Source organism: Pseudomonas sp. JL23 (assembly GCF_056933585.1).
Genome location: NZ_CM167795.1, coordinates 4,451,860 through 4,466,696, shown reverse-complemented (window position 1 = coordinate 4,466,696; position 14,837 = coordinate 4,451,860). Strand labels below are relative to the sequence as shown.

Genomic DNA, 14,837 nt, shown 5'->3' with positions numbered 1-14,837 from the left:
CCAGCAAGACGCACCGGTTCCGGGGTTTAACGCAGAAGGGGAAGCCTGTGCGCAGGCCATCCCTCATCCGGTGACGTCATCCACCTTTTTAACCATTTACAACGGGGCAACATCATGAGAGCTGAGGGTCGACAAGGGCAGGGCAAGAGCGTCTTACTGCAAAAAGGGGCGCGCATCATCCGTCTATCGGTGTCTGCTGCGGTGCTGTCGTTGGGGAACACGGCATTCGCCGATCCGGTCAGGATTAATATCCCGAAGCAGCCACTGGACAGCGCTCTGCAAGCGTTCGGGCAACAGACAGGTCTGCAGGTCATCTATTCTGCTGATCTTATCCGTGGCTCAGAGTCCGCAAAGGTTTCCGGCAGCCTGGAGTCTGAAACCGCACTGAAGATGATGCTAGAAGGCACCGGCTACAACTTCCGTATTGAGAACGGCACTGTGATCCTCGAAGCGGCCCCTTCCAGCTCCGGCGCGCTCACCTTGCAACCCACGGCCATCATCAGCCAGGGCATGGGCGAGATGACTGAAAACAGTGGCTCCTATACCACGGGGGCCGTAAGTGTCGGTTCCAAGACGCCGACCAGCCTGCGTGATACGCCGCAGTCGGTGTCGGTGCTGACCCGGCAACTGCTTGATGATCGCAGCGTCACCAACCTGCAGGATGCGCTGAAATTCGCCCCGGGCGTGACGGTGCAGAAAACCACGAGTGACACCTACGAGTTCTATTCTCGCGGGTTCAATATCGACAGCATCCAGATCGATGGTGCGGCGCCCATGGCACTGTCATCGGTGGCGACAAGTTTCTATTCGCGACGGCTGTACAACCTCGATGAGTTCGACCACGTCGAAGTCCTGCGCGGAGCAGGGGCATTGTTCGGCGGCGTCGGCGATCCCGGCGGCGTGATCAACCTGGTGCGCAAGCGTGCCTTGCCTGACTTTCAGTTGAAGTTCGAGGCTGCCGCCGGTTCGTGGGACAACTATCGCACGCAGATGGACGTCACCGGGCCGTTGAATGACAGCAAGACCGTTCGCGGCCGTCTTGTCACCTCGTACACCGATCGCCAGTATTTCACTGACAAGCTGGCCACTGAGAAACCAACCGTCTATGGCGTCATGGAAGTCGACCTCGCACCCTCGACCACACTGACGCTGGGTGGCATGTATGAGAGCGCGCACTCCAACTCATCCCTGGGTCTGCCGCGCTACACCACCGGTGCCGACATCGGGCTGTCGCGCAGTACCAGCCTGGGCCAGAACTGGTCCTACATGGACAATATCTCCCAGGAGATATTCACCAAGCTCGATCACTACTTCGATAACGACTGGAAACTCAACGTCTCCTATACCAACACCCGTGATGCAGGCAAGGCACTGGCGGCGGTGACCGGCAACGCGGTGAACCCGGTGACCCTGGCAGGTCCGGTCTGGCGTGCCAGCTATAACGTTTACTCGACCAGCCAGGATCTGGTGGACAGTAACCTGTCCGGCAAATTCGACGCATTCGGTCGCGAGCATGAATTCGTTCTCGGTGGCGACTATCAGCGTGTCACCAGCCGCTGGCAGGGCTCGGGCGTGTTTACCGGCACTGGCGTGCCATTGAATGTCTTCGATCCGGGTTACTGGCACCCGACCACGATTTCCCTGGCCACCCCGCGCGATTACAGTCCTAACACTCAAGAGCAGTATGGCCTGTATAGCCGCGTGACCCTGCAACTGGCCGACCCTTTGAAACTGGTAGTGGGCGGGCGTTTGGCGCGTTATCACTTCGAGCAGGTCTATACCAATGCCGGCGCGGTGCAGAGCGATATCGACATGCGTGAGCCGAGCCGCCTCGTGCCTTTCGGCGGTCTGATCTATGCCCTCGACGATCAATGGTCGTTGTATGGCAGTTACTCGAAGATCTTCAAGCCCCAGCAAAGCTCCCTGAAGGGGCCGGTGGGCAGCGGCGAGGTACTCGAGCCGCTGGTGGGCAATAGCCGCGAGATCGGTATCAAGGGCGAGCTGTTTGACGGCCGCTTGAACACCAGTGCTGCGGTGTTCTACACCAACCGTAAAAATGGCGCGGTACAAGACACCAATTACCCGAACGCCACGGTGCTGTATGGCGGCAGTTGCTGCTATGTGAATCAGGGCGAAGTGATCAGCAAAGGCATCGAACTGGAGGCTTCGGGCGAAATCATGCCGGACTGGATGCTCATGTCCAGCTACGTCTTCAACGAAACCCGCAACAAGACTGACAGCGCGGCCTTCAGCACCATCACGCCAAAGCATCAGTTCAAGATCTGGACCAGCTACAAGCTTCCAGGCGTATGGTCGGACTGGACCGTCGGCGGCGGGGTGGACCTGCAGAGTGCGACCTATGTCAGCGGCACCACCGCTCGGGTGGGTGGCAACGGCGCCGTGGTGCAGTCCAATATCCCGTTCGATTACAAGCAGACCGGTTATGCGGTCTGGGATGCCTTGCTTAAGTACCGTGTCGATGACCACTGGACCGTGTCACTCAATGGCAACAACCTGTTCGATAAAAAGTACTATCAGACCGTTTCCAGCGCCGCCAATGGTAACTTCTATGGCGACCCCAGAAACTACATGCTGACCTTGCGCGGCGAGTTCTGATCCCGCACACGGACCTGTGCAGACAGGTCACGGTCACTCCTTCAAAGCGGCCCTTGCAATAAGGGCCGCTGCTATCTCGCGGCGCAGATTGCAAGGCGCCGCCTGCCTTGCGCGGCTACCCCTTGCAGTGTGTTCGACCTGCCGGCCGCTGCTGAAAAGTCTGGGTCAGCGGGACGCTAAATTTATCGATTGGCCTTTCGTTACTTGGTGAAGATCCCCTTTCTTCGCCACTGACGACGAGGCTGATATACATGTCTTCCCCCACCCTGAATGATCACGATTTATTGGCGCTGTTACTGGCCGACGAACAGGATGACCCGACGATCATTCGCAGCATGGGGCGACCTTCCGAGTGCCTGGCCTCGTTCGCCCAACAACGCCTGTGGGTCATACAGCAAGTCAGCCCGGACAGTTCAGCCTATAACCTTGCCCGCGCCCTGCGCCTCAAAGGTCGATTGCACGTAGAGGCGCTGGAAACTGCCTTGGGCAAAGTGGTGGAAAAGCATGACATTCTGCGCACCTCTTTCCATGAGGTGGACGGTGAGCCCATGCAGCGCGTCAGTGCCCGGGCCCGGCCGGTGCTGCATTGCGAAGACCTTACGGCCATTGCAGAGCCACTGCGCCAGCAAGTGTTGACCGAGCGTTTGCAGGCGCACACCCGGCACGCCTTTGATCTCGCTCAGGCGCCGCTGATCCGCTGCGCCCTGTTGCGCACCGGCCCTGACGAGCATGTGCTGTTCCTCAACATGCATCATATCGTGTCCGACGCCTGGTCCAACCCGATCCTGCTCAGGGACATGACGCTTGCCTACGCCCAGGCCCTACGGGGTAACGAGGCGCCGCTGACGCCGCTGCCGGTGCAATATGCCGACTACGCGCACTGGCAGCGCAGCGTCTATCCACAAACGCCTGAGTACGCGAGCGCGGCTGCCTACTGGCAGACGTACCTCAAGGGTGAGAGCGCGCCGCTGGTCTTGCCTGCGGACCATGCAGCAGCGCCGCAAGCGGATGCCACTGCCGCTTTTCATCGAGCTACCGTGCCGACGCCACTAGTCGCGCGGCTGCATGAACAATGTGCAAAACAGGGCCTGACCCCCTTCGTGTTCATTCTGGGTGCCTGGCAGCTGTTGTTGGCACGTTACAGCGGCCAGACGGACTTTTGCCTAGGGGTGCCCAACGCAGCGCGTAATCGGGCAGAAATCCAGGAACTGGTCGGCTACTTTGTCAACACGCAGCTTTATCGGGTGCAAGTTGATGGCGCGCGTTCCGGTCTGGAGTTCCTGCGAGGCCTGCGGCGACATTCGCTGAGTCTGCTGGAGCACGCTGACTGGCCCATCGAATGGCTGGACGAGGGCAAGGGTGCCGGCGCGGCCAACGCGCGCTTTCAAACGGTGTTCAACTGGCGGGTCGCAGGCGATGAACCACAGGGCCTGTGTCTGGGTGATCTTGATGTGGAGTTCCTGCCCTGTGGCGGGCAGCAGGCCAAGTTCGATCTGTCCCTTGACGTTGAATACTCGCCCCAGGAGATTGGCGCGGTACTTGAGTACCGTGCGGCGTTGTTCAAGCCGCAGACGATTGCGCGCCTGACGCGGCACTGGCTCAATCTGCTGGAAGCTCTGGTAGACGCGCCGCAGCAGCCTGTTGCGCAGCTCGCCATGTTGCGCGGCGATGAACAGCAACTGATCCTGGCCGCCTGGAATCCTGGCACTGTTGACTGTCCTCGTGATCAGTGCCTGCATCAACTGATCGAGGCGCAGGCGGCCAGGGCACCGCAGGCCATTGCCCTGAGCGTGGGCGGACAGCACCTGACCTACACGCAACTCAATCAGCAGGCCAACCAGTTGGCTCGAAAACTGGGCCATCTCGGCGTCGGTCCTGAAGTCCTGGTGGGTGTCGCCCTCGACCGCAGTGTCGACATGGTGGTCAGCCTGCTGGCAATCCTCAAGGCGGGCGGTGCTTATGTGCCGCTGGACCCGGACTATCCCCAGGCCCGTTTGGCCTACATGCTGCAAGACAGTGGCATTGGCTTGCTATTGACCAGGGCCGGGCTGCAACAACAGTTGCCGCAATGCGAAGGCGTCGAGTATCTGGATCTCGACGCCATCGCCGCAGAGCTGCAAGGCTATAGCACCGCTGACCTTGACACTGTCACCGCGCCCGACAACCTCGCCTACGTCATCTATACCTCCGGCTCCACCGGTACGCCCAAGGGCACCCTGTTACCCCACCACAATGTCATCCGGTTATTCCAGGCGACGCGGGACAGCTTCCAGTTTGATGCCAGTGATGTGTGGAGCGTTTTTCATTCCTATGCCTTCGACTTCTCCGTATGGGAGCTTTTCGGTGCGCTGTTGCACGGCGCCAGAGCAGTCATAGTGCCCAGGGACGTGGCGCGCTCCCCGGAGGATTTCCATGCCTTGCTGGTGCGCGAGCAGGTCACGGTGTTGAACCAGACACCTTCGGCGTTCGAGCAGTTGATCCGCGTTGCCTGCGCCAAGGCATTGCCCGATAACCTGGCGTTGCGCTACGTCATATTCGGCGGCGAAGCCCTGGATGTCGGCAGCCTTGCCCCCTGGTTTCAGCGCTTTGGTGATCGGCAACCGCAGCTGGTCAATATGTACGGCATCACCGAAACCACCGTGCATGTCACCTGGCGGCCCTTGAGCATCGATGATTTGCAGCGCTCGGTCAGCCCGCTCGGCGAGGTGATCGCCGACCTGTCCTGGTACCTGCTGGACAGCGACTTCAAGCCGATTGCTCCCGGTTGCCAGGGCGAATTGCATGTGGGGCGCGCCGGCCTGGCGCGGGGGTATCACCAGCGTCCGGCCCTCACGGCCGAGCGTTTTGTACCCGATCCGTTCGACACCAGCAGCCAGGGCGGCGGGCGGCTTTACCGTACCGGCGACCTGGCGCGTTATCGCACCGACGGCGTGATCGATTATCTGGGGCGCATCGACCATCAGGTCAAGATCCGCGGTTTTCGCATCGAGCCTGGGGAGATCGAAGCCCGGCTGCAGGCCCACGGTGCAATCGCCAAGGCGGTGGTATTGGCTGTGGACAGTAACCAATTGGTTGCCTGGCTGGTGCTCCGGGCGGGCCTGATGGCCGATCAGACGCAACAGAATGCCCTGCGCAGTGAGGTGCGCGAATACCTCAAGGCATCGCTGCCCGCCTACATGATCCCGGCGCATCTGCTGTTTGTCGATCACTTGCCCCTGACTGCCAACGGCAAGCTTGATCGCAAGGCTTTGCCGACGCCCGAAAGCGCCCAGGCCGGGGCCGATCATGTGGCGCCTGAAGGTGAGGTGGAGCTGCAGATCGCCGCAATCTGGGCGCAAGTGCTGAAGATCGAACGGGTCGGTCGCAATGACCACTTCTTTGAACTCGGCGGGCATTCGCTGCTGGCCACCCAGGTGGTTTCCAGGGTGCGTCAGGCGCTGGGCATCGAGCTGCCGCTGCGCACGTTATTTGAAGTCCCGGAGTTTGCCGACTTCACTGCAGCCGCCTTGAGAGAGCAGGGCAACGACAGTCGGGCGCCTGCCATGCTGCCCGTGGACCGTGGGCAACCGCTGGCGCTTTCCTATGGCCAGCAACGCCAATGGTTCCTCTGGCAGTTGGAGCCTGACAGCGCAGCCTACAACATCCCGGCGGCGCTGCGTCTGTGTGGGCGCCTGGATATCCCTGCACTGAACGCCAGCTTCAGTGCGCTGATCAGCCGTCATGAGACCTTGCGCACCACCTTCCGCCAGGAGGGTGCCCAGGCGGTCCAGGTGATTCATGGGGCGCTGCCGTTTGCACTGCAGGTGGCAGATGTCGAGCCGCCTCAGGATGAAGATCCCGAGCAATATCTGCAGGGCCTGATCGAGCAGGAAACCCGTCGGCCGTTCGATCTTGAGCAAGGCCCTTTGCTGCGGGGCAGATTGCTGCGCCTGGCAGGGGAGGAGCATGTGCTGGTCCTGACCCTGCACCACATCGTTGCCGATGGCTGGTCCATGCCCATCATGGTGGATGAACTGGTCGACTTTTATGAGGGCTGCCTTGCGGGGGAAATACCCGCGTTGCCGGATCCGGCTGTGCAATACGCCGACTATGCCCACTGGCAGCGACAGTGGATGGCCGCCGGTGAGCAACAACGCCAGCTGGCCTACTGGAGCGCGCAACTGGGTGATCAACAGCCGGTGCTGGAGCTGCCTGCTGACCGGCCGCGCCCTGCTGTCCAGAGTTACGCAGGTGCAAGCCTGGACATTGAACTGGATAGCGCACTGGCGCGCTCGCTCAAAACCCTGGCGCGGCAACAGAACAGCACCTTGTTCATGGTCTTGTTGGCCAGCTTCCAGGCCTTGTTGCAGCGCTACAGTGGCCAGAACGATATCCGTGTCGGTGTTCCCGTCGCCAACCGTCACCGTGGCGAAACCGAGCACCTGATCGGGTTTTTCGTCAACACCCAGGTGCTGAAGGCCGAGTTCACCCCGGCAACCACCTTCATTGAGTTGCTGCAGCAGGTCCGGCAGACGGCCCTGGCCGCCCAGGCCCATCAGGACCTGCCGTTCGAGCAGCTGGTCGAAGCCTTGCAGCCAGAGCGCAGCCTGAGCCATAGCCCGTTGTTCCAGGTGCTGTTCAATCATCAGACGGATATACGTGGCGAGCGCCGCAGCCTGTCGCAGCTGACCATGGAAAGTCTGGCCTGGGATCGCCGTAACGCGCAGTTCGACCTGACCCTTAATACGTTCGAGCATGAGCAGGGCATTGGCGCCTCGTTGAGTTACGCCACGGCGCTGTTCGATGCCCGGACTATCGTCGGCCTGGCCGGCCATTGGCGCGCGCTGCTGGAAGATATTGTCCGTCAGCCGCAGCAACGAATCGCCGAGCTGGCGTTACTGGGACGTGCGCAGCAGCAGGCGCTGATCCGGGAACTCAATCCCGCGCCGGTCAACTATCCATCCAGACAGAGCCTGCACGGGGTGATCGAGACCCATGCAGCTGCCAGGCCCGAGGCGGTCGCGCTGGTCTGCAACGATCAGCAGCTGACCTACGTTCAGCTCAATCAGCGAGCCAACCAGTTGGCCCGCAGGCTGCGAGAGCTGGGCGTGGGCCCGGATGTGCTGGTCGGTATCGCCGTGGAGCGCAACCTGGATATGGTGGTGGGCCTGCTGGCAATCCTCAAGGCCGGTGGCGCCTACGTACCCCTGGACCCGGACTATCCCGAGGACCGTCTGGCCTACATGATGCGTGACAGTGCTATCGAACTGCTGTTGACCCAGGCGGACTTGCTCAAGCAACTGCCGATACCTTCCACGGTTCGTAGTTTGCTGCTGGATGACTTGCGCAATGGACTCAGTGGCTACAGCAGCGACAACCTGGTCGACCTCTGCAGCCCAGCCAACCTTGCGTATGTGATTTACACCTCGGGATCGACCGGCAGACCCAAGGGCACCTTGCTGGCGCACCACAATGTCCTGCGCCTGTTTGAGGCGACGGCGCCCTGGTTGCGTTTCAACAGCGATGACGTCTGGAGTGTGTTCCACTCCTACGCCTTCGATTTCTCGGTCTGGGAGCTTTTTGGTGCGCTGTTGCATGGCGCCAGGGCGGTGATCGTGCCGCGGGATGTTGCCCGCTCACCCGAGGATTTCTACGCGCTGTTGGTTCGCCAGAAGATCACGGTGCTGAACCAGACGCCCTCAGCGTTCAAACAGCTGATGGCGCTGGCCTGCGCGGATGCGGCAGGGCAGGGCGCGTTGGCGCTGCGCTATATCGTGTTCGGTGGCGAGGCGCTGGACGTCGGCAGTCTGAAGCCCTGGCTTGATCGTTTTGGCGATAGCCAGCCGCAGTTGATCAACATGTATGGCATTACCGAAACCACGGTGCATGTCACTTACCGACCGGTGTGCGTCGACGACTTGCAGCGTGAAGGCGTCAGCCCTATCGGCGCGGTGATCCCTGATCTGTCCTGGTACCTGCTGGATGCCGACCTGAACCCGGCCATTCCTGGTAGCCATGCCGAGCTGCATATCGGCCAGGCCGGGCTCGCCAGGGGCTATCACCTGCGTCCGGGGTTGACCGCAGAGCGTTTTATCCCGGACCCGTTCGACACCAGCGAACAGGGCGGCGGACGGCTGTACCGCACGGGTGACCTGGCCCGCTATCGTGCCCAGGGGGCGGTAGAGTACGTTGGGCGGATCGATCAACAGATCAAGATTCGCGGCTTCCGCATCGAATTGGGCGAGATCGAGGCCAGACTGCATGAACATCCTCAGGTCAGCGGAGCGGCGGTGCTGGATATCCAAGGGCCCGGTGGTAAACAGCTGGTCGCCTACCTGCTCGTCGAAGGACGGCAACTGGCCGATCTTGAGCAGCTGGCAACCTTGCGCAGCAGTGTGCGCGAGCATTTGAATGCGACTTTGCCCGACTATATGGTCCCGGGCCATGTGTTGTTCCTTGAAGCCTGGCCATTGACCGCCAATGGCAAACTGGATCGCAAGGCGCTGCCGCAGCCCGGCCAAAGCCAGGAACAGCCCACCTATGTGGCGCCTGGCACGGCGCTGGAACAACAGATCGCGGCCATCTGGGCGGATGTATTGAAGCTTGCCCGGGTCGGCCTGACCGATAATTTCTTCGAGCTGGGCGGCGACTCCATCATCTCGATCCAGGTCGTCAGCCGTGCCCGTCAGGCAGGTATTCGTTTCACCCCCAAGGAGCTGTTCCAGCACCAGACGGTGCAAGGCCTGGCGTCGGTGGCCAGGTACGGTGAGAGCGGCGGCCTGTTGATCGATCAGGGCGCGGTCACCGGGCAGGCCCTGCTGCTGCCGATTCATCAGTATTTCTTCGATGAACAGATCCCCCGGCGCCACCACTGGAATCAGGCATTACTGCTTAAACCGGGCAATGTCTTGCAGGAACAGCTCCTGGTGCAGGCCTTGCAAGGCCTGATTGCCCACCATGATGCATTGCGCCTGAGTTTTACCCGGCAGGCTGACGGCAGCTGGGCAGCGCGTTATCGCTCCCTGGCCGAGCAACAACAGGCCTGGCACGAGCAACCGTGGCTCTGGTCCCGGGCCGTGGCCGACACCCAGGCGTTGGAAGCCTTGTGCGAAGAGGCCCAACGCAGTCTGAACCTGGAGCACGGCCCGCTGCTGCGGGCGGTGCTGGCGACACTGCCTGATGGCAGCCAGCGCTTGTTACTCGCCATTCATCACCTGGTGGTGGACGGTGTGTCGTGGCGAATCCTGCTGGAAGACCTGCAAACGACCTGCGAGCAATTGCAGGCCGGACGCCCCGTCAGCCTGCCCGCGAAGACCAGTTCGACCCAGGCCTGGGCCGAACAGCTACAGGCCTGGGCGAGCGGCGACGCAGTGCAAAAACAACTGCCCTACTGGCAGGCCCTGCTGACGGGGGCGGTGGCCGATCTGCCATGCGCCAACCCTGAGGGGGCGCGACAAGGTCTGCATGTGTCGAGTCTCCCTACGCGGCTCGACCGGGACTACACCCGCAAGTTGTTGCAACAGGCTCCGGCGGCTTATCGCACCCAGGTCAACGACTTGCTGCTGACAGCGCTGGCCCGGGTCATCGCCCGCTGGACCGGACAGGCCGAGGTGCTGGTGCAGCTCGAAGGCCATGGCCGTGAAGAGCTGTTCGACAGCATTGATCTGACCCGCACGGTGGGCTGGTTCACCAGCGTGTTTCCGGTCCGGCTCAGCCCGGTATCTGACCTTGAGGGGTCGATCAAGCAGATCAAGGAGCAGCTGCGGGCCGTTCCGGACAAGGGCGTCGGCTTCGGCGCGCTGCGCTACCTGGGTGAGCCGGCGGCGCGACAGGCCCTGGCCGGGCTTGCGGTGCCGCGTATCACCTTCAACTACCTGGGGCAGTTCGATGGCAGCTTTGCCGGGCAATCAGAGCAAGGTGCGCAGGTCCCCGGCTTCTTCAGTCCGGCCGTTGAGAGCTCCGGGGCCAGCCAGGATGCACAGGCGCCTTTGGCCAACTGGTTGACCATCAACGGTCGCGTTTACGCCGGCGAACTGAGCCTTGTCTGGAGTTTCAGCCGCGAGATGTTCAGCGCACAGACTGTGCAGCATCTGGCAGATGACTATGCGGCCGAGTTGAAAGCCTTGACCGAGCATTGCCTGGCCGAGACCACTGCCGGCATCACCCCGACGGATGTGCCGCTGGCAGGTCTCAGCCAGGCCCAGCTCGACAGCCTGCCGGTGGCGCCTGCGCAGATCGAGGATGTCTACCCGCTGTCACCGATGCAGCAGGGCATCCTGTTCCACGCCGTCGAAGACGATCAGGCGGACTTGTATATCAACCAGACCAGCGTGCCGGTCACCGGCCTGGATGCGCAACGTTTTATCAACGCCTGGCAGCAGGCCGTGCGGTGTCACCCGATCCTGCGTACCAGTTTCCATACCGGCTCTGCCTTGGGCGAGCCGGTGCAGGTGGTACACCGCCATGCCACGATGGACATCTGCCTGCTCGACTGGTCGGCAGGCAGTGCGACAGATCAAGACCTGGCGCAGCGGGTGCTGGAGGACCGCCAACGCGGCTTCGACCTGGCCCAGGCGCCGCTGATGCGCGTGACGCTGGTGCAGATGGCTGACCGGCAGCATTTGATCTGGACCAGCCACCATTTGTTGATGGACGGCTGGAGCGCCTCCCGCCTGATCGGTGACGTATTGGCCGACTACGCCGGCGCCACCCTTGAGCCTCAGGCTTACCGCTACCGCGACTATATCGCCTGGCTGCAACGCCAGGACACTGCTGCCAGTGAAGCCTTCTGGCGAGTCAAACTGAACAGCATTAGTGCAGCCACGCTGCTGGCCGACGTCTTGCCCAAGCCTGAAGCGGGCGGAACCGGGCATGCGGCGCTGTACCTGAAGTGGAACGCAGCGCAGACCCAGGTCTTGCAGGAGGTGGCCCAGCGCCTTCGGGTGACCGCCAACACGGTGATCCAGGCGGTCTGGCTGCTGTTGCTGCAACGTTACACCGGGCAGGACAGCGTCTGTTTCGGCGCTACTGTGGCCGGGCGTCCGGCCGATGTGACCGGCGCCGATAAAATGCTCGGTCTGTTCATCAATACCATGCCGGTGATTCAGAGCCCGCCTGCGGCCCTTGCCGTGGGTGAGTGGTTGCAGACGCTGCAAACCTACAACCTGGAAGCCCGCGATTTCGAACATACCTCCCTGGCCGATATTCAGCGCTGGAGCGGGCGCAGCGGCCAGCCGCTGTTTGACAGCATCATTGTCTTCGAGAACTACCCCATCGATGATCGCCTGCAGCAGGGCATGAATGATGACCTGAGCTTTGGTACCGCGCAGACCCGCGACGTCACCAACTACGCCATGGACCTGGCGGTCAACCTGGGCACAACCTTGAGCGTGGAGTTTCTCTACTTGCGCGAGCGTTTCAGCCAGGCGGCGGTTGCCGGGATCATCGAGTCATTCGAGTCTCTGCTCAATGCCTTGCTCGAAAATCCCCAGGCCTGTGTAGGCAACCTGGCCATGGTCGGCAACGTTGCAGAGCCGGTCAGCACAGGCATGGCGGACAGAACGTCGCTACCGCAACTGATCGCTGTGCACGCCCGGCAAACACCCCAGGCCATCGCCGTGATCTGTGCCGGTGAGAGCCTGACCTACGAGGCGCTTGAGCAGCGCGCCAATCGCCTGGCCCATGAGCTGCGCGCGCGCGGGATCGGTCCGGAGCACCGGGTCGGTGTGGCGCTGGAGCGTTCGGTGCAAACCATCGTGGCGTTTTATGCCGTACTCAAGGCGGGAGCGGCCTACATACCGCTGGACATCGACTATCCGCGCGAACGCCTGGAATGGATTATCCGCGACTCGGGCATGAGCCTGTTGCTGACTCATTCGACAGTGCTGGCACGGTTGCCTGACGTCGCCTCGATACAGCGTCTGGAGCTGGACGGGCTCGATCCGTGCGCTCATCCGGCAAGCAGCGTGCAGGTGCCGGTACTCAGTGAACATTTGGCGTACATGATCTACACCTCGGGTTCCACCGGCCAGCCCAAGGGGGTGGCGGTGAGTCACGGGCCGTTGAGTATGCATTGCCAGGCCATTGTCGAGCGCTATGAAATGGGCGCCGACAGTCGCGAACTGCTGTTCATGTCGTTTGCCTTTGATGGCGCTCAGGAACGCTGGCTGTCGACGTTGCTGGCCGGGGGGCGACTGGTGATGCGCGACGGCCAATTGTGGACCGCCGAGCAAACCCTGCAGGCGCTCCACGAGCATGCCATCAGTATTGCCTGTTTCCCGCCCGCGTACCTGCAGCAGTTGGCCGAGCACGTGGCGGCGACTCAGGCGGTGCCGCCGCCGGTGCAGATCTACTGCTTTGGTGGCGACGCCGTTGCGCAGGCGACTTTCGAACTGGTCAAGGCCAATTTGCAGCCTCGCTATCTGACCAATGGCTACGGCCCGACAGAGACCGTGGTGACGCCTTTGTTGTGGAAGGTCAGCGCGGGCGCATTGTGTGACGGCCCCATCGCGCCGATTGGCGACGCCGTTGGCGCACGACAGCTGTATGTCCTGGACGCCCAACTCAACCGGCTTCCTGATGGCGTGGCCGGTGAACTGTATATCGGTGGCGAAGGCCTGGCGCGGGGTTACCATGAGCGCCCGGCGCTCACGGCTGAACGCTTTATCGCCGATCCATTCAGCGTCGGCGGCAGGTTGTACCGCAGCGGAGATCTGGTGCGTCGGCGAGCGGATGGCTGCTATGACTATCTGGGGCGCCTCGATCAACAGGTGAAGATTCGCGGTTTCCGTATCGAACTCGGCGAAATCGAGGCGCGCTTGCGCGAGCAGGAGGGCGTGCGTGATGCCGTGGTGGTGGTCCTGGGCAGTGACGAGGACAAGCAACTGATCGGCTACGTGACCCGCCACGCAACGGTTGCGGGTCTTGCCGATACCTTGCAAGCGGTCTTGCGCGCCGGTCTGCCGGACTACATGGTGCCCAAGCGAATCATGGTGCTCGACACGTTCCCCCTCAGCCCCAATGGCAAGCTGGACCGCCGCGCACTACCGGCCCCGGATTTCAGCGAACCGGTCGAGCGCTATGTTGCCCCGCGCAACTTGTTCGAAGAGCAGCTGGCGCAGATTTGGGCCGATGTGCTGGGTGTGGAGCGGGTTGGTGTGACGGATAACTTCTTCGAGCGCGGCGGGGATTCCCTGCGCAGCCTCAAAGTGATCTCCAAAGTGCGCAGCCTCCAGCGCGAGGGCTTCGAGTTGAAGTTGCGCGACTTGATCAGCCGCCCGACCATCGCTGAACTCTGTGGCTATAGCGACGCGCAGCCAGGCACCCTTGACCCGCTGTTGCTGCTCAATCGCAAAGTCTTGGGCGTCGCCCCGTTGTTCTGCCTGCACGCCGGTTTCGGCACGGTATTCGATTACGAGCCACTGGCCCGTCTGCTCGATGGCGAGCTGAGCGTTTACGGTGTGCAGTGCCGCATGTTGCTCGACCATGGCTGGCAGGACGAATCACTGCCAGCGATGGCCATCGATTACGCGCAGTACATCCGCCAGAAGCAGCCCGAAGGCCCGTACCGCCTGATGGGCTGGTCCCTGGGTGGCGTATTGGCGGCGTTGGTGGCCAGGGAGCTGGAGCAGCAAGGGCAGCAAGTGGCGTTCCTGTCTCTGGTCGACAGCTTCGTTCCTCCGGCAGACGGCCATGGGCAAGAACTGAACCCGCACCGAGCCGAGGACGACGGCGACTGGCAGGGTGAGCTGCGTGCATTCGTCGACATGATGTACGCCAGCCCGCAGGCGGTTCTGCCGGTGGCGTTGACGACTTCTTCGGCGCTGCCGTCGCTGGACCGTCTGACGGCGTACTTTGCCACCCTGAGACCTTTATCCCGGGCAATCCCGAACGAGACGGCGCCAGGCTTCGACGCTGAGGACCTGGCCCAGGCATTCATTGTCGGCATGAAATTGCGCGCTGTTTCCCGTCAGCCCTTTGTCCTGTCGCAGGTCAAGGCGGCGGTGCAGTTCTGGTGGGCACGGGATAAAACCAATCCGCAGCTGGAGCGCTTCGAGCAGCAGTTGACCGGGCGCGGGTCAAGCAACTGCGTGCACACCGATCACTACGGCATCCTCAACCATGCCGGGTTTCTGCAGGCCATGGGCAGTGCTCTGATGGGCAGCCTTTTCATTCAATAACCCTTTGGGTCAACAAGAAAGCCGGTAGTTGCCTGACCGGCTTTTTTCATGAGGACGATCTGA

2 protein-coding genes are annotated in these 14,837 nt (G+C 61.9%); both read left to right on the top strand.

Annotated features, from left to right (window positions below; translation table 11 throughout):
- Positions 1 to 114 precede the first annotated feature (114 nt).
- Entirely contained in the window at positions 115 to 2,616 is a 2,502-nt protein-coding gene (locus tag AC1Z24_RS20680; protein WP_483742480.1) for a TonB-dependent siderophore receptor, read from the top strand.
- A gap of 251 nt (positions 2,617 to 2,867) precedes the next feature.
- Positions 2,868 to 14,774 carry an amino acid adenylation domain-containing protein gene (locus AC1Z24_RS20675; protein ID WP_483742479.1) on the top strand — a complete coding sequence of 3,969 codons (11,907 nt, stop codon included), beginning with the start codon at positions 2,868 to 2,870 and terminating at the stop codon, positions 14,772 to 14,774.
- Positions 14,775 to 14,837 lie beyond the last annotated feature (63 nt).

Bases quoted from the DNA above. Each gene is read 5' to 3' on its own strand.
- AC1Z24_RS20680 (WP_483742480.1), top strand. From the start codon at position 115: ATGAGAGCTGAGGGTCGACAAGGGCAGGGCAAGAGCGTCTTACTGCAA.
- AC1Z24_RS20675 (WP_483742479.1), top strand. From the start codon at position 2,868: ATGTCTTCCCCCACCCTGAATGATCACGATTTATTGGCGCTGTTACTG.